We start from the raw sequence: 14879 nt of genomic DNA, 5'->3' as shown, positions 1-14879 counted from the left end.
CATCAAGCACTCCCGCACCCGCGTCCGACGTCCCCAGACCAACGGCAAGGTCGAACGGCTCAACCGCACCCTGCTCGAGGAGTGGGCCTACAAACGGCTCTACACCTCCGAGAAAGCGCGGCGGGCGGCCCTGTCAGGCTGGCTGCACCAGTACAACCACCACCGGCCCCACACCGCCCTGCGCAACCTCCCGCCCATCACCCGCTGCACCAACGTCTCCGGGCAGTACATCTAGCCGGCGGCGGCCGGGGGATCGGACTCGACCGGGCGGGCGGCATCGCTGATCCGCGGGAACGGCCGCGTGGAGAACACGACCTCCACGGGCAGCCCGAAGAACTCGGCGATCCGCAGCGCCAGGTGCAGGCTGGGGTTGTACTCGCCGCGCTCCAGGTACCCGACGGTCTGGTAGTGGACGCCGAGGGCGTCGGCCAGCTCCCGCCGCGTGACGCCCTGCTCGGCGCGCAGGAGTGCGATCCGGTTGTAGACCGCGTCGCCGCCGCGGTCCGTGCTCACCGGACCCACTGCAGCGCCGCCTCCCGAGCCGCCTGGACCTGCGAGCCGGACTGCCGCCGGGCCATCCGGCGCAGCACGCGGGGGGCGACCAGCAGTCCGGCCACGGCCCACGCCACGAGCACGGCGACCGTCGCGCCCGGCCGCCACGAGCCGCCGAGTTCCGCCGCCGCGGCGGAGTCGGGCAGGAACGCCGAGCGCATGCCCAGGCCGATCCAGTACGTCGGGAACACCTGCGCCACCACCTGCAGCCAGCCCCACAGCGCCTGGATCGGCGCGAAGATCCCGGAGATCCCGGTGATCACCAGGACCGGCAGCATCCCCCACGTCCCGACCTTCTGCGTGCTGGGCACCACGGCGCCCAGCACCATGCCCCAGGGCAGGGTCGCGAGCAGGCCGAGGACGACGACCCAGGCCAGCGTCAGCCAGCCGACGGCACCGCCGGACATCAGCCCGTCGAACAGCAGGAAGCCCGGCACGAGGATGGTCAGCAGGGAGGGGACCAGCCCCAGCGAGTGGTACACCAGCTGCCCGGTCACGTACCCCTGCATGCCGTGCGGCAGCGCCTTGTGCCGCAGCAGGGTGCCGTCCTCGCGTTCCATCGCCAGGGCGTACGCGGGACCGATCACCACCCCGAAGGCGAGCAGGGCGCCGAGGATGCTCGGCAGGGCCACGCTCGGGTACAGCAGGTCGGTGCCCTCGACGGCGTCGTCCCGGTTGATCCACAGGAACACCAGGGTCCCGAGCGCGCTGACGAGGTAGAAGGCCTGGTCCTGCGGGCTGCGCAGGCTCAGCACGAACTCCGTCCAGCCCCGCTGCAGGCCCAGCCGGACGGCGGCGCGTCCGGCGGGTGGCCGGCCGGTCGTCGCGGCGCTCATCGGACCGCTCCGGCCAGCGGGCGTGCCGTGGCGTCGTCGGCGCGTTCGTGCCTCGCGACCATGGCGATGTAGGTGTCCTCCAGGCTGGCCCGGTGCACCTCGAGGTCGGCGACCGCGTCGCCGTGCTCCTCGAACAGCCTCCGGACGAACGGCGTCGGGTCCGGGGTGGCGTGCACGAAGCGCTCCCCGTGCAGCGTCCAGCGCACCTCGCTGGACCCGGCCACCCGGCGGGTGAGCTCGTCGGCGCTCCCGTCGGCGACGATCTCGCCGCCGGCCAGGATGAGGATGCGGTCGGCCAGCCGCTCGGCCTCGGCGAGGTCGTGCGTGGTGAGCAGGATGCTCGTCCCCTCCAGGTCGGAGAGCCGGTGGACGAGGTCGTGGAAGTCGCGCCGGGCCTGCGGGTCGAAGCCGGCGGTCGGCTCGTCGAGGAACAGCAGGTCGGGCCGGCCGACGATGCCCACGGCGACGTCGAGGCGCCGGCGCAGGCCCCCGGAGAGCGTGACGATCTTGCGGTCGGCGTCCGCGGTCAGCCCGACGGTCGCCAGCAGCTCGTCCACGGGCACCGGGCGCGGGCGGTCCGGGGTTGAGTAGGCGGCGTAGTAGCCACCGAGCTGGGTGAGCAGCCGGCGCGGCGTCCAGCGCGCGTGGTCGCGCCACGACTGGAGGACGACGCCCACGCGGGCCCGCCAGGCGTCGTCGGCCGTGGCGGGGTCGGCGCCCAGCACGCGGACCTCTCCACCCGAGCGCAGGCGGAAGCCCTCGAGGATCTCGATGGTCGTCGTCTTGCCGGCGCCGTTGGCCGAGCAGGCAGACGACCTCCCCGGCGCCGACCGTGAGGTCGACCCCGGTGAGCACCTCGCGGGTGCCGTAGGTCATGCGGAGTCCGCGCACCTCGATGACGGCGTCGGACGGGGCTGGAGTCGATGTGGCCATCGGCGGACCTCCGTGGGGCAGTGCTGCGCCAGTGGGGTTCGCGTCGATAGTAGGAGTGCTACATCGAGAGCACCAGTGCTCAGGCGCCGAGGGACACGACCTCGCCCACCACCCAGACCGCCGGCGGGCGGATCTCCTCGTCGGCGAGCGTCCGCCCGAGCCCGGCCAGGGTGGTGCGCACGACGCGCTCACCGGGGGTCGAGCCGTCGGCGATCACCGCGACCGGGGTGTCGGGGGAGCGGCCGTGCTCGACCAGGGCGGCGGCGATCCGCTCCGCGGTGTCCACGCCCATGAGGACGACGAGCGTGCCGCGCAGCCGCCCGAGGGCCGCCCAGTCCACCAGCGACGCGGGGTGTCCGGGCGGCACGTGGCCGGAGACGACGACGAACTCGTGGGTCAGCCCACGGTGGGTGACCGGGATGCCGGCCAGCGCCGGGACGCCGATCGCCGAGGTCACGCCCGGCACGACCTCCACGGGCACGCCCGCGGCGACGCAGGCCTCGACCTCCTCCATGCCGCGGCCGAAGACGAACGGGTCGCCGCCCTTGAGCCGCACGACCCGCTTGCCGGCCAGTGCCCGCTCCACCAGCAGCGCGTTGATCTGCTCTTGCGCCATGTACCGGCCCCGGGGGAGCTTCGAGGCGTCGATGACCTCGACGTCGGGCGGCAGCGACGCCAGCAGCGACTGCGGCGCGAGGTGGTCGGCGACGACGACCTCCGCCTGCGCCACGGCGTGCTGCCCGCGGACGGTGATGAGCTCGGGGTCCCCGGGGCCGCCGCCGACGAGCACGACCGTGCCGGCCGGGGTGCCCTCGGCGGCGCGGCCGGCGACGTCCCGGATGCTGCCGTCGGCCAGGCCGGCGAGGACCTGGTCGCGGACGCCGACGGCCCGCTGGGGGTCCCCGCCGCCGTGCACGCCGATGACCATGTCGCCGTGCCGGCCGACCGCGGGCGTCCAGACGCTGGAGGCGGCGCGGTCGTCGGCGCGGGCGCAGAAGATCCGCAGCGACTCGGCCTCGGCGGCGACGGCCGCGTTCACCGCGCCGTCGTCGGTGGCCGCCACCGCGTACCAGGCGCCGGCCAGGTCGCCGCGCTCGTAGCGGCGGGGCAGCCAGGTGACCGAGCCCGGGGCGACGAGCGCCTCGAGCGCGGGGGTGACCTCGGGGCTGACCAGGACGACGTCGGCGCGGGCCTCGAGCAGCCCGGCCACGCGCCGGTGGGCGACCCGGCCGCCGCCGACGACGACGACGCGGCGGCCGAGCAGGCGCAGACCGATCGGGTAGACGACCCCGGTGCTGGGGTCGACGGGTGTCTCGGGCATCAGCTCTTCTCCGTGACCCCGGCGGAGTCGAACGTCGCGACGTCCTGCAGCGCCCGCGCGGCGGAGGCCACCAGCGGCAGCGACAGCAGCGCGCCGGTGCCCTCGCCCAGCCGCAGGTCCAGCCCGAGCAGCGGCCGCAGCCCCAGCGACTGCAGCGCCAGCGCGTGGCCCGGCTCGGCGGAGCTGTGCCCGGCGAGCGCGTACTCCAGCGCGGTCGGGCACAGGGCGGCGGCCACCAGCGCCGCGGACCCGGCGATGACGCCGTCCAGCAGGACCGGCACGCGGGCCGCCGCGGCGCCGATCACGAACCCGGCGATGGCGGCGTGCTCCAGACCGCCCACCTCGGCGAGGACGGCGAGCGCCTCCTCGGGCGTGCCCGGCCGGCCGGGCAGCCGGGCGACCGAGCGCTCGACGACGGCGACCTTGCGGGCCAGCGTGGGGTCGTCCACGCCGGTGCCCCGGCCGGTCGCCGCGGTGGCCGGGGCGCCGGTGAACGCGCAGACCAGCGCGGCCGAGGCGGTGGTGTTGGCGATGCCCATGTCGCCGGTGACCAGGCAGGCGCGGTCGCCGGCCAGCGACGTGGCGACCTCGATGCCGGCCTCGACCGCACGGCGCGCCTCGTCGAGGGTCATGGCCGGTCCGACGGCCAGGTCCGCCGTCCCCGGGCGGACGGCGCGGCGGACCAGCCGGTCGGTGTGCTCGACGGCGTAGGGCGTCGCCACCCCGACGTCCACCACGACGACGTCGGCGCCGAGCTGCGCGGCGAAGGCGTTCACCACCGCACCGCCGGCGAGGAAGTTGGCGACCATCTGCGCCGTCACCTCCTGCGGCCACGGGGTGACGCCCTGGGCGTGCACGCCGTGGTCGGCGGCGAAGACGGCGACGGCGGCCGGGGCGGGCAGCGGCGCCGGGCAGGCGCCGGCGATCCCGGCGAGCTGGGCGGCGACGTCCTCGAGCACGCCGAGCGAGCCCGGCGGCTTGGTCATGCGGTCCAGCCGCTCGCGGGCGGCGCGCTCGGCCGCGGCGTCGCGCGGTGCGACGGCGGCGATCGTCTCGCCCAGCAGGGTGCCGGGGAACGGGGTCGGGTCGGTGCTCAGCGGATCTCCTCCAGGGCAGGGGGTGCGGTCCGCGTCGTCGGGGACGCGTCAAGGATCGCAGCGAGGTCGGCGGCGAAGGCACGGGAGGTGGCCGGATCGCGGACGGCGACCCGCAGGTGGTCGCCGTCCAGGCCGGGGAAGGTGTCGCCGCGGCGCACCGCCCAGCCGCGGGCGCGCAGCTCCGCGCGCACCCGCTCGCCACCGGGCACGCGGAGCAGGACGAACGACGACCGGGGCTCGCCGCGGACCTGGACGCCGTCGGGCAGGGCGGCCAGCAGCGCCGCCCGGTGCCCGGCGAGCTCCGCCGCGGCCGCCTCCGCCTCGGCCCGGGCGGCGCCGGTCGTGCACGCGGTCAACGCCGCGAGCGCAGGGGTGGAGACCGGCCAGTGCGGTTGCGCGGCGGCGAGCGCGGCGACCAGGTCGGGAGGCCCGAGTGCGTAGCCCACGCGGAGCCCGGCCAGCCCCCAGGTCTTGGTCAGGCTGCGGACGACGAGCAGCCCCGGCAGGTCCCGGCGGCCGGCCAGCGACGCCGGCTCACCGGGCACGGTGTCGGCGAACGCCTCGTCCACCAGCACCACCCGGCCGGGGCGGGCCAGGGCGGCGACGGCCTCGGCGGGGTGCAGCACCGACGTCGGGTTGGTGGGGTTGCCCAGCACCACGAGGTCGGCGTCCGCGGGCACGGCGGCCGGGTCCAGCCGGTAGCCGGGGCCGTCGAGCAGCAGCCGCTCGACCGGGTGCCCGGCCGCGCGCAGCGCCGCCTCCGGCTCCGTGAACGACGGGTGGACGACGACCGCGCGACGGGGCCGGAGCGCCCGCGCGACCAGCACGAACACCTCCGCGGCGCCGGCGGCGAGCAGCACCTCCCCGGGCGGCCGGCCGTGCGCGGCGGCGACCGCGGCCCGGGCGGGGCGGGCGTCGGGGTAGGCGGCGGCGGCGTCCAGGGAGCGGTGCAGCACCTCGCGCAGCCACGTCGGCGGCGTGCCCGCGCGGACGTTGACGGCGAGGTCGGTCAGGCCGGGAGCGAGCTCGTCGTCCCCGTGGAAGTCCAGGTTCACGGGGCGGCCACCGCCACGGTGACCCGGCCCGCGACCGTCCGGCCGACCACGAGCCTGCCGCCGTGGAGCAGCGCGGCGGCCTCGGCGACCGACGGCGTGCCGACCGCCGCGGCGACCCGCGCCGAGACGGTCTCGACCGGCACGCGGGCCAGCTCCTCGGCGGGGTGCCCGGTGAGCGGCCAGCCCCGCGCGGCGGCGGCCGCGGCGATGCCGGGCTCCGCGGCGCGGGCGTCCAGGGTCGCCAGCCGGACGTCGGACGCGTCCGCGGGCAGGACGGCGTCGATCGCGGCGAGGACCTCCTCGGCGCTGACCCCGGGCCGGGCGCCGATGCCGACGACGGTCACGTCACCACCCCCGGACGATCGGGCAGCGCGGCCAGCAGGCCCGCGACGTCGCGGGGGAGGGCGCCCTCGGGGAGCAGCCCGAGCTCGCGCAGCCGCGCACCGACCGTCAGGGCCCACGGCCGGTCGAGCCGGGCCCGGGCGAGCAGCTCGTCGTCGCCCAGCATCGCCGCGGGGTCGCCCTGCACCACCCGCCGGTCGACGACGACGGCGACCTCGTCGGCCCAGCGCAGGGCGAGGTCCACGTCGTGGGTGCTCATCACGACGGTGGTGCCGGACTCCTCCAGCCGGGTCAGGGCGGCGAGCGCCTCGGCGACCGCGGAGGGGTCCAGGCCGGCGGTCGGCTCGTCGAGCAGCAGCACGCAGGGGCGCATCGCGACCGCGCCGGCGATCGCCACCCGCTTGCGCTCGCCATAGGAGAGCTGGTGGGTGGGGCGGGCGGCGAGACCGTCGACGGCGAGCAGCGCCAGCGCCTCGGCGACCCGCTCGCGGACGGCGTCCTCGGTCAGGCCCAGGTTGAGCGGGCCGAACGAGACGTCCTGGGCGACCGAGGCGCTGAACAGCTGGTCGTCGGGGTCCTGCAGGACCAGCTGCACCTCCTGCCGGTGGGCGCGCAGGCCCCGGCGGCTGTGCTGCAGCCGGGCGCCGTCGACCGCGATCGTGCCCGCGGCGGGCTCGAGGGCGCCGGACAGGCAGCGCAGCAGCGTCGTCTTGCCCGAGCCGTTGGCGCCCAGCAGCGCCAGGCGGCGGCCGGCGGGGACGGTGAGCGAGGCGCCGTCGAGGACCCGGCGACCGCGCTCGTAGCCGACGACGAGGCCGTCGGCGGCCAGGGACCGGTGGCTCATGCGACGGCCAGACTGGCGCTCACGATGCCGGCCAGGCCGACCAGCGAGCAGGCCACGAACGCCCGGGACGACGGCAGCACCTCGGGCAGCACCCGCAGGCCGGTCTCGAGGCCGCGGCCGGCCAGGCCCTCCTGCATGCGGCGGGCGCGGTCCCAGGAGCGGGTCAGCACCGCGGCTGCCAGCAGCCCGGTCGAGCGCCACGAGCGGCGCCAGGTGGAGTGGCCCATGCGCGCGGTCTGCGCCTCGCGGATCGTCGTCAGGCTCTCCAGCAGCACGAACAGCAGCCGGTAGACGACGCCGGCGACCTCGACCACGGCCGCCGGCACCCGCAGCCGGCGCAGGGCCGGCAGCAGGTCCGACATCGGCGTCGTCGTCGCCAGGAGGAGCACCGCGGCGCTGCCGGCGAGGGCGTGCCCGACCAGCGAGCCCGCGCGGGTGGCGGCCTCGGGCGCCCAGCCCAGGCCGTCGTCGACCGACACCACCGCGGTCAGCGCGCCGATGGCGACGAACGCCAGCGGCCAGCGCACCGCGCGGCCGAACGTCCGCGCCGGCACCCGCGCCGGCCCGAGCGCGAGCGCGACGGCCACCGCGCCGACCAGCACGCTGCCCGGCCACGCCGGCAGCACCAGCGCGCAGAGGACGAGGCCGGTGCAGAGCAGCAGCTTGTCGCCGGGGGAGCGGCGGCGCCAGGCGCTGGCCCAGGCGGCGTCGTCGACGGCCAGACCGGTCATGCGTTCTCGGGCGGTGCGGGAGTCGGCGCCGCGGCCGCGCGCCGGCCGCGCAGCCGGCCCACCACGTAGCCCAGCACCGCGCCGCCGATCGCCGCCTGCAGCGCGAAGAGCCCCGACTCGACCTCGCCCGACGACGGGGAGAACACCGACTCGAACCAGGGCGTGTAGCCGGTCTCCTCGATCGCCTCGGTGGCCTGGCTGTCGGCGCCGGCGAACTCCGACGAGCCGCCGTCCAGCAGCAGCGGGACGGCGGACAGCGCCACGACGCCCAGCACGAGCAGGACCGTGACCAGGGTGCGGCGGTTCACCGGACCTCCTCCTGGATCGGCTCGACGGTGGGGCGCAGCAGGCCCAGCCGCTCGAGCTCGGGCCGGGCGTTCGTGGTGAGCACCCGGAACAGCAGGACGCCGAGCAGGCCCTCGCCGATCGCCAGCGGGACCTGGGTGACGGCGAAGACGCCGAGGAACTTCACCAGCGCGCCGGTCAGGCCGGACTCCGCGTCGGGGAAGGCGAGCGCGAGCTGCACCGACGTCGTCAGGTAGGTGGCGAGGTCGGCGACCAGGAGCGCCACGAAGACGCCGGGCAGCAGGCCGCCGCCCAGGGAGCGGGTCAGCCGGAAGGCGGCGTAGCCGGCCCAGGGCCCGACCACGGCGAAGGCGAACGCGTTGGCCCCGAGCGTGGTCAGCCCGCCGTGGGCCAGCAGCAGCGCCTGGAACAGCAGCACCACCGTGCCGAGCACCGCCATCACCGGTGGCCGGAACAGGACCGCGCCCGCTCCGGTGCCGGTCGGGTGGCTGGAGCTGCCGGTGACCGAGGGGAGCTTGATCGCGCTGAGCACGAAGGTGAACGCGCCCGCGGCGCCGAGCAGCAGCGTGTTCTCCGGGCGCTCGCGGACCTCCTTCACCACCGCGCGGGCGCCGTGCACGACGAAGGGCGCGGCGGCGACGGTCCAGCCCACGGCGTGCAGCGGGGGGAGGAAACCCTCAGCGATGTGCATGCTGCTCCGATCGGTCGGCGGTGGCGCAGGCGGAGACGAAGCGGGCGGCGAGCTGCGGGCTGCCGGCCCAGTGCAGGTGCAGGTAGGAGGCGTGCACCGACCCCGTGGCGAACCCCTCGCTGGTGGCACCGGCCGGTCCGGACCACTGCCAGGCGGGTGCCGGACCGGCGCCGGGGGTGGCGCTGGTCCGGTGGAACTCGTGGCCGCGCACGCGGGTGCCGGCGGCGGCGAGCACGGAGTCGGCCGGGGCGACGGCGGCGCGGTAGCCCAGGGTGAGCCGCGGGGACATCGCCGTCGCCACGTCCAGGACGCCGCACATGAGGTGACCGTCCAGCTCACGGCCCAGGTACAGCAGGCCGGCGCACTCGGCGGCGACCGGCAGTCCGCGGGCGGCGTGCGCGGCGACGTCGGCGCGCAGGGAGGCGTTCGCCGACAGGTCGGCGGCGTAGACCTCCGGGAAGCCGCCGCCGACGACGAGCCCGGCGGTGCCCTCGGGGAGGCGCTCGTCGCGGAGCGGGTCGACCGTCACCACCTCGGCACCGGCGGCCGCGAGCAGCTCGGCGTTCTCCGCGTAGCCGAAGGTGAACGCCGGCCCGCCCGCCACCGCGATGCGCGGCCGGCCGGGGACGACGTCGACCTCCCGCGCCGGGTCCCAGGGGGTCGCCTCGAGCGCCGGCGCGGACCGTGCCAGCGCGAGGACGGCGTCCAGGTCGATCCCGGCGGCCACGACCTCACCCAGCCGGCGGACGGTGTCCACCGCCTCGGCGGACCGTTCGGCGGCGGGGACCAGACCCAGGTGGCGGGACGGCGTGCCGACGGCGTCGGTGCGCGGGACGGCGCCCAGGACCGGCACCCCCGAGGCGTCCAGCGCCTCGCGCAGGATCGCCTCGTGGCGTGGGCTGCCGACCCGGTTGAGGACCACGCCGCCCAGCCGCACCGTCGGGTCGAAGGTGGCGAAGCCGTGCACCAGGGCGGCGATGCTCTGCGCCTGGGCGCTGGCGTCCACGACGAGGATGACCGGGGCCCGGAGCAGCCCGGCGACGTGCGCGGTCGAGCCGAAGCCCGGTGCGACGTGCGGGTGGCTGGCGCCATCGAACAGCCCCATGACGCCCTCGACCACGGCGACGTCCGCCCCGCGCGAGCCGTGCAGGAACAGCGGCGCGATCCGCTCCTCGCCGACCAGCCAGGGGTCGAGGTTGCGGCCCGGGCGCCCGGCGGCCAGGCCGGCGTAGCCGGGGTCGATGTAGTCGGGGCCGACCTTGTGCGGCGAGACGGCGAGGCCCCGGGCGGTGAGCGCGGCGACCAGGCCGGTGGTGACCGAGGTCTTGCCGGCGCCGCTCGTGGGGGCGGCGACCACCACGCGCGGCGTCACCACTCGATCCCCCGCTGGCCCTTCTGACCGGCGTCCATCGGGTGCTTGACCTTGGTCATCTCCACGACCAGGTCGGCGGCCTCGACCAGCGCCGGGTGCGCGTCGCGGCCGGTGATCACCACGTGCTGGGTGCCGGGACGGTGCACGAGGGTCTCGACGACGTCCTCGACGTCCACCCAGCCCCACTTGATCGGGTAGGTGAACTCGTCGAGCACGTAGAACCGGTGCGCCTCGGCGGCGAGGTCGCGCTTGATCTGCGCCCAGCCCTCGGCGGCGTCGGCGACGTGGTCGGTCTCGGTGCCCTGGCGGCGCGACCAGCTCCAGCCGCTGCCCATCTTGTGCCAGACGACCGGCCCACCCTGGCCGGTCGTGGCGTGCACCTCGCCCAGCGCGGTGAGCGCCGTCTCCTCGCCGACGCGCCACTTGGCGCTCTTCACGAACTGGTAGACCGCGACCGACCAGCCCTGGTTCCAGGCGCGCATCGCCATGCCGAACGCGGCGGTGGACTTGCCCTTCATCTCGCCGGTGTGGACGACGACCAGCGGCCGGTTGCGCCGGGCCCTCGTCGTGAGCCCGTCGTCGGGGGTGACGGCGACCTTCCCCTGCGGCATCAGGCGGCCTCCCGGATCGTGCGGACGGTGCCGGCCAGCGTCTCGGCGGCCAGCTCCTCCAGGCGGAGGGTCTGCGCGCCGAGGTGGACGCCGAGCTGCGCGGCCAGCCCGAGGCGCACCGGCCCGGACTCGCAGTCGACGACGACGCTCGCCGTCCCCGCGGCGGCCAGCAGCCCGGCCGCGCGGTGGCACTGCCCGACGGCGTCGCTGCCCCGCGCACCGGTGGCCCGCCCGTCGGTGACGACGACCAGCAGTGCCCGCCGCTGCGGCTCGCGGATCCGCTCGACGCGGAGCACCTCGGACGCGCGCAGCAGGCCGGCGGCCAGCGGGGTGCGGCCACCGGTGGGCAGCTCGCGCAGCCGGGCCGCGGCGGCCTCCACGGACCAGGTGGGCGGCAGCGCCAGCTCGGCGTCCCCGCCGCGGAAGGTGACCAGCCCGACCTTGTCCCGGCGCTGGTAGGCGTCGAGGAGGAGCGAGAGGACGGCGCCCTTCACCGCCCCCATGCGGGCCTTGGACCCCATCGAGCCGCTGGCGTCGACGACGAACAGCACGAGGTTGCCCTCGCGGCCCTCGAGGGTCGCCTGGCGGAGGTCCTCGCGGGCGACGCGCAGGCCGGGGCCGGTGCGGCCGCGGGCGACCTGGTGCGGTGCCGCCGCGAGCACGGTGTCGACCAGGTGCAGCCGGGTGACCGGGCCGGCCGGGCGGGTCGAGCCGACGACCCGGCCGCGCTCCGAGCGCGCCCGCGACCGCCGGCCGGCCGCGCCCGCGCCGATGCCGGGCACCTCGAGGCGGCGGGTGCGGAACGGGTCGGCCGCCTCGACCGCCGCCTGCTCGGGAGCGGGAGCAGCGGATGCGGAGTCGCTCGACGACGGCTGGTCCTCGCGAGGCATGGGAGGCGTTCCCCCCGTCTCGGGCGCGGAGACGTGGGGATCGCTTCCCATGCCCGGGCCCGCGTCGGGGCTCTGCCCACCACCGTCGGGCTGGCCGCCGCCGTCGGGGCCGTCGTCGTCCGGGTCGGGGTCGGTGGGCTCCTCGGGGCGGGCGTCGGCCAGCGCCTGGTCGAGGGTGTCGTCGTCCAGGCCGGGAGCGTCGAAGGGGTTGCGCCGGCGGCGGTGCGGCAGGGCCAGGCGGGCGGCGACGCGGACGTCGTCCTCGGTCACCGCGTCGCGGCCACACCAGGCCGCGTGCGCGATCGCGGCGCGCGCGGTGACCAGGTCGGCGCGCAGCCCGTCGACGTCGAAGGCGGCGCAGACTGCGGTGACCTGGCGCAGCGCGTCGTCGCCGAGGACGACGTGCGGCAGCCGGGCCCGCGCCTCGGCGATCCGGGTCGCGAGCGCGGACTCCTCACCGGCCCACGACGCGGCGAACCCGGCCGGGTCGGCGTCGGCGGCGAACCGCCGGCGGACCACCTCCGCGCGCTCGGCGGGGTCGCGCGGGGCGGCCACCTCCACGGTGAGCCCGAACCGGTCGAGCAGCTGGGGGCGCAGCTCCCCCTCCTCGGGGTTCATCGTCCCGACCAGCAGGAACCGGGCCGCGTGGCGGACCGAGACGCCCTCGCGCTCCACGTAGGCGGTGCCCATCGCCGCGGCGTCCAGCAGCAGGTCGACCAGGTGGTCGTGCAGCAGGTTGACCTCGTCGACGTACAGGACCCCGCGGTGGGCGGCGGCCAGCAGGCCCGGCTCGAACGCCTTGACGCCCTCGGTGAGCGCCCGCTCGAGGTCCAGGGAGCCGACGACGCGATCCTCCGAGGCCCCCACGGGCAGCTCCACCAGCCGCGCCGGGCGGGTGGTCGCCGGAGCGCCGGGATCGTGCGGGCCGTCGGGACAGGCCGGGTCCGGCGCGGCGGGGTCGCAGCCGAACCGGCAGCCGGTCACCACGTCGACCGGCGGGAGCACCGCGGTCAGGGCGCGGACCGCGGTCGACTTCGCCGTCCCCTTCTCGCCGCGGACCAGCACCCCGCCGATGGCGGGGGAGACGGCGTTGAGCAGCAGGGCCAGCCGCATGTCGGCCATGCCGACGACGGCGCTGAAGGGATAGCTCATACGGGGTGCGCGAGCACGACACTCGTCCTCTCCCCGGGTGTCCGCGCCCGGAGGTGGCAGGGACGACGGCGAGAGTCTCCTGGCTCCCGGATCAGCGCCCGGCCCCGGCCTTCCCACTCCGCAGAGCAGTGGCGTCAGGTGGGGTCGGACTCCCCGGTCACAGTGGCGGGACCGCGCCGGAATCTCACCGGACTTCCTCCACTGCCGTCGTTCGTTCGCGCCCATGACACCACGGGGACCCGCCGCGCCGACACCCGGCCCGTCACTTGACGAGTCGGAAAGCCAGGTGCACTCTTTCCGACATGGAAAGCAATGAGATCGACCGCGAGACCGCCGCCGCGCAGCTGGCCGCCCTGCGGGCAGACCGGGTGGCGCTGGCCGACCGGGTCGTCGCGCCGTGGTGGTACGACGTCACGCTGGGGCTGCTGCTGTTCGGCTTCCTCTCCTCCTACGCCTTCGACTCCCTCTGGGTGACCTTCCCGGCGCTGGTCGTCTTCATGGCGGGACTCGGCGTGCTGGTGTCGGCGTACAAGCGGATCACCGGGATCTGGGTGAACGTCACCTGGCCGGTCATGGCGGTGTGGGCCGGCCTCGTGCTGCTGGTGCTGGTGCCGGCGTTCGTCCTCGCCGAGGGCTTCGACCAGCGCTGGGCCATGGTGGTCGCCGGCGCCGTGCTCGGGACGGCGATCGTGGTCTTCGGCCGGTACTGGGGCCGGAAGATGGTCGCGGAGATGCGGACGTCGCTGTGACCAGCGCACCCACGGGCACGCCCCCGCAGTTCGACGGGGTCATCCACCCGCCGCCCCGCCTGCAGATCTGCGGCCTGCTCGCCGCCGTGGACACGATGGAGTTCGCCGCGGTTCGCGACGCGGTCGGGGTCAGCGACTCGGTGCTCTCCAAGCACGTGAAGCAGCTGGAGGAGGCCGGGTACGTGAAGGCGTCGAAGGCGACCATCGCCTCCCGCCAGCGCACCAGCCTCTCGCTGACCAAGGACGGCCGGCGCGCGTTCGACGCCCACGTCGCCGAGCTGCGGCGGATCACCGGCGGCTGAACGGGTCCGGGCAGACTGGCCGCGGTGAGCGCGGTACGGCGGTGGGGTGACGTCGCCGGAGTCGTCGTCGCGGCGGGAGCCGCCTCCGTCGTCCTCGACCTGGCCGGGCTCCCCTCGGCGGCGCTGTTCGGCGGGCTGCTCGCCGGGCTGGTCCGCGGCCTCGGCGGCCGGGTGCGGCTGGGCCTGCCGCGGCCGGCGGTCCTCGCGGCGCAAGCCACGCTCGGGGTCTCGATCGGCTCGCTGGTCGACGTGGACACCCTCGCCGCCCTCGGGGAGGACTGGCTGCCGGTCCTGCTCGTGGTGCTCGGCACGCTGGGCCTCAGCCTGGTCGCCGGGCTCCTGCTCCGGCTGCAGCCGGGCATCAGCCCGGTCACCGGTGCGTTCGCGATGATCGCCGGCGGCGCCTCGGGCATCACCGCGATGGCGCGCGACCTCGGCGCCGACGACCGGATGGTCGCCGTCCTGCAGTACCTGCGGGTGCTGCTGATCGTGCTGCTCATGCCGGTGGCCGCCACGGCGGTCTACGGCGCCTCGCCGGGGTCCGGCGCCGGCCCCGCGGACGACGGCGGGCCGGGCTGGCCGGTCGGCCTGCTGGTCACCGCCGGCTGCGCGGTCGCCGGGCTGCTCCTGGCCCGGCTGCTGCGGATCCCGGTACCCGCGCTGCTCGGGCCACTGGTGCTCGCTGCCGCGCTGGACCTGTCGGGCGTCTCCGGTGGCGCCGAGGTGCCGGCCCTGCTCGGCGCGGCGGCCTTCGTGCTCATCGGCCTGAACGTGGGGCTGAACTTCGACCGGGCCAGCCTGCGCACCATCGGCCGCGCGCTGCCTCTGGCGCTGGCGGTCATCGCCGGCGTGATCGCGGCCAGTGCCGGGCTGGGGGCGCTGCTGGCCGCCGCCACCGGGGCGAGCGAGCTCGACGCCTACCTCGCCACGACCCCCGGCGGGCTCTACGCCGTCCTCGCAACGGCCACCGACGGCGGTGCGGACGCGACGTTCGTGCTCGCCGTCCAGGTCCTCCGGCTGTTCGTCATGCTCGGGACGGCTCCCGTGGTCGCCCGCGTGCTGCGTGCCCGTCCGGGATGACGCGCCTACCCTCGA

18 protein-coding genes and 1 riboswitch are annotated in these 14879 nt (G+C 76.6%); of the genes, 4 read left to right on the top strand and 14 right to left on the bottom strand.

The annotated features are described in order from the left end of the window. Positions 1 to 235 (top strand): integrase core domain-containing protein (locus DQ240_RS15715; protein WP_147262005.1); only part of this gene is annotated, 235 nt, incomplete at its 5' end. Here the strand turns inward: DQ240_RS15715 and DQ240_RS15710 are convergent. The 14 genes from DQ240_RS15710 to DQ240_RS15645 form a co-directional block, all read right to left on the bottom strand. Then, complete coding sequence (locus DQ240_RS15710) at positions 232 to 513, bottom strand: helix-turn-helix transcriptional regulator (RefSeq protein ID WP_113840570.1); 282 nt, start codon at positions 511 to 513, stop codon at positions 232 to 234. The two genes, DQ240_RS15715 and DQ240_RS15710, sit on opposite strands and share 4 nt — an antisense overlap. Beyond that, entirely contained in the window at positions 510 to 1388 is an 879-nt protein-coding gene (locus DQ240_RS15705) for an ABC transporter permease (protein WP_113840549.1), read from the bottom strand. Before DQ240_RS15705 ends, DQ240_RS15710 begins: the two co-directional genes overlap by 4 nt. After that, complete coding sequence (locus tag DQ240_RS15700) at positions 1385 to 2137, bottom strand: ABC transporter ATP-binding protein (protein WP_233498753.1); 753 nt, start codon at positions 2135 to 2137, stop codon at positions 1385 to 1387. The genes DQ240_RS15705 and DQ240_RS15700 overlap by 4 nt, the downstream gene beginning before the upstream one ends. 263 nt (positions 2138 to 2400) lie before the next feature. Further along, a complete protein-coding gene (gene cobA, locus DQ240_RS15695) occupies positions 2401 to 3642 on the bottom strand; it encodes a uroporphyrinogen-III C-methyltransferase (RefSeq protein ID WP_113840548.1) in 1242 nt (413 codons plus the stop codon). After that, the gene (gene cobT / locus DQ240_RS15690) at positions 3642 to 4691 is read right to left on the bottom strand and encodes a nicotinate-nucleotide--dimethylbenzimidazole phosphoribosyltransferase (protein ID WP_233498752.1); all 1050 of its coding nucleotides are present in this window, start codon (positions 4689 to 4691) and stop codon (positions 3642 to 3644) included. The genes cobA and cobT overlap by 1 nt, the downstream gene beginning before the upstream one ends. Before the next feature lie 44 nt (positions 4692 to 4735). Next, positions 4736 to 5794 (bottom strand): Rv2231c family pyridoxal phosphate-dependent protein CobC, encoded by a 1059-nt coding sequence (gene cobC, locus DQ240_RS15685; RefSeq protein ID WP_113840546.1) that lies wholly within the window; start codon positions 5792 to 5794, stop codon positions 4736 to 4738. Continuing rightward, positions 5791 to 6138, bottom strand: coding sequence for a cobalamin biosynthesis protein (locus tag DQ240_RS15680; protein WP_113840545.1), 348 nt, complete (start codon positions 6136 to 6138; stop codon positions 5791 to 5793). Before DQ240_RS15680 ends, cobC begins: the two co-directional genes overlap by 4 nt. Then, positions 6135 to 6980, bottom strand: coding sequence for an energy-coupling factor ABC transporter ATP-binding protein (locus tag DQ240_RS15675; RefSeq protein WP_113840544.1), 846 nt, complete (start codon positions 6978 to 6980; stop codon positions 6135 to 6137). Before DQ240_RS15675 ends, DQ240_RS15680 begins: the two co-directional genes overlap by 4 nt. Next, positions 6977 to 7711 carry a cobalt ECF transporter T component CbiQ gene (cbiQ, locus tag DQ240_RS15670; protein ID WP_113840543.1) on the bottom strand — a complete coding sequence of 245 codons (735 nt, stop codon included), beginning with the start codon at positions 7709 to 7711 and terminating at the stop codon, positions 6977 to 6979. Before cbiQ ends, DQ240_RS15675 begins: the two co-directional genes overlap by 4 nt. Beyond that, complete coding sequence (locus tag DQ240_RS15665) at positions 7708 to 8019, bottom strand: energy-coupling factor ABC transporter substrate-binding protein (protein WP_113840542.1); 312 nt, start codon at positions 8017 to 8019, stop codon at positions 7708 to 7710. The genes cbiQ and DQ240_RS15665 overlap by 4 nt, the downstream gene beginning before the upstream one ends. Beyond that, positions 8016 to 8708, bottom strand: a complete 693-nt coding sequence (locus DQ240_RS15660) for an energy-coupling factor ABC transporter permease (protein WP_113840541.1) — start codon at positions 8706 to 8708, stop codon at positions 8016 to 8018. Before DQ240_RS15660 ends, DQ240_RS15665 begins: the two co-directional genes overlap by 4 nt. Continuing rightward, positions 8695 to 10080 carry a cobyrinate a,c-diamide synthase gene (locus tag DQ240_RS15655; protein WP_233498748.1) on the bottom strand — a complete coding sequence of 462 codons (1386 nt, stop codon included), beginning with the start codon at positions 10078 to 10080 and terminating at the stop codon, positions 8695 to 8697. The genes DQ240_RS15660 and DQ240_RS15655 overlap by 14 nt, the downstream gene beginning before the upstream one ends. Continuing rightward, a complete protein-coding gene (cobO, locus tag DQ240_RS15650; RefSeq protein WP_113840539.1) occupies positions 10077 to 10691 on the bottom strand; it encodes a cob(I)yrinic acid a,c-diamide adenosyltransferase in 615 nt (204 codons plus the stop codon). The genes DQ240_RS15655 and cobO overlap by 4 nt, the downstream gene beginning before the upstream one ends. Continuing rightward, positions 10691 to 12733 carry a putative cobaltochelatase gene (locus tag DQ240_RS15645; protein ID WP_113840538.1) on the bottom strand — a complete coding sequence of 681 codons (2043 nt, stop codon included), beginning with the start codon at positions 12731 to 12733 and terminating at the stop codon, positions 10691 to 10693. Before DQ240_RS15645 ends, cobO begins: the two co-directional genes overlap by 1 nt. 72 nt (positions 12734 to 12805) lie before the next feature. Further along, positions 12806 to 12932: riboswitch (cobalamin riboswitch) on the bottom strand. 103 nt (positions 12933 to 13035) lie between these two features. Between DQ240_RS15645 and DQ240_RS15640 the strand changes: the two genes are divergently transcribed. Genes DQ240_RS15640 through DQ240_RS15630 form a run of 3 tightly spaced genes read left to right on the top strand, consistent with a single transcriptional unit; the run spans position 13036 to position 14864 of the window. Then, positions 13036 to 13482, top strand: a complete 447-nt coding sequence (locus DQ240_RS15640) for a hypothetical protein (protein WP_113840537.1) — start codon at positions 13036 to 13038, stop codon at positions 13480 to 13482. Next, positions 13479 to 13784, top strand: a complete 306-nt coding sequence (locus DQ240_RS15635) for a transcriptional regulator (RefSeq protein WP_113840536.1) — start codon at positions 13479 to 13481, stop codon at positions 13782 to 13784. The genes DQ240_RS15640 and DQ240_RS15635 overlap by 4 nt, the downstream gene beginning before the upstream one ends. A gap of 24 nt (positions 13785 to 13808) precedes the next feature. Continuing rightward, positions 13809 to 14864, top strand: a complete 1056-nt coding sequence (locus DQ240_RS15630; protein ID WP_113840535.1) for an AbrB family transcriptional regulator — start codon at positions 13809 to 13811, stop codon at positions 14862 to 14864. Positions 14865 to 14879: the final 15 nt, after the last annotated feature.

It is taken from the genome of Blastococcus sp. TF02A-26, from assembly GCF_003319125.1.
Taxonomy (GTDB): Bacteria; Actinomycetota; Actinomycetes; order Mycobacteriales; family Geodermatophilaceae; genus Trujillonella.
Note: the sequence above shows the minus strand (reverse complement) of the source record. Positions and strands in the feature narration are given on the sequence as shown.

Coding starts and splice junctions, on each gene's coding strand:
- cobO (WP_113840539.1), bottom strand. CDS start 10,691: ATGCCGCAGGGGAAGGTCGCCGTCACCCCCGACGACGGGCTCACGACG.
- DQ240_RS15705 (WP_113840549.1), bottom strand. CDS start 1,388: ATGAGCGCCGCGACGACCGGCCGGCCACCCGCCGGACGCGCCGCCGTC.
- cbiQ (WP_113840543.1), bottom strand. CDS start 7,711: ATGACCGGTCTGGCCGTCGACGACGCCGCCTGGGCCAGCGCCTGGCGC.
- DQ240_RS15640 (WP_113840537.1), top strand. CDS start 13,036: ATGGAAAGCAATGAGATCGACCGCGAGACCGCCGCCGCGCAGCTGGCC.
- DQ240_RS15675 (WP_113840544.1), bottom strand. CDS start 6,980: ATGAGCCACCGGTCCCTGGCCGCCGACGGCCTCGTCGTCGGCTACGAG.
- DQ240_RS15645 (WP_113840538.1), bottom strand. CDS start 12,733: ATGAGCTATCCCTTCAGCGCCGTCGTCGGCATGGCCGACATGCGGCTG.
- DQ240_RS15660 (WP_113840541.1), bottom strand. CDS start 8,708: ATGCACATCGCTGAGGGTTTCCTCCCCCCGCTGCACGCCGTGGGCTGG.
- cobA (WP_113840548.1), bottom strand. CDS start 3,642: ATGCCCGAGACACCCGTCGACCCCAGCACCGGGGTCGTCTACCCGATC.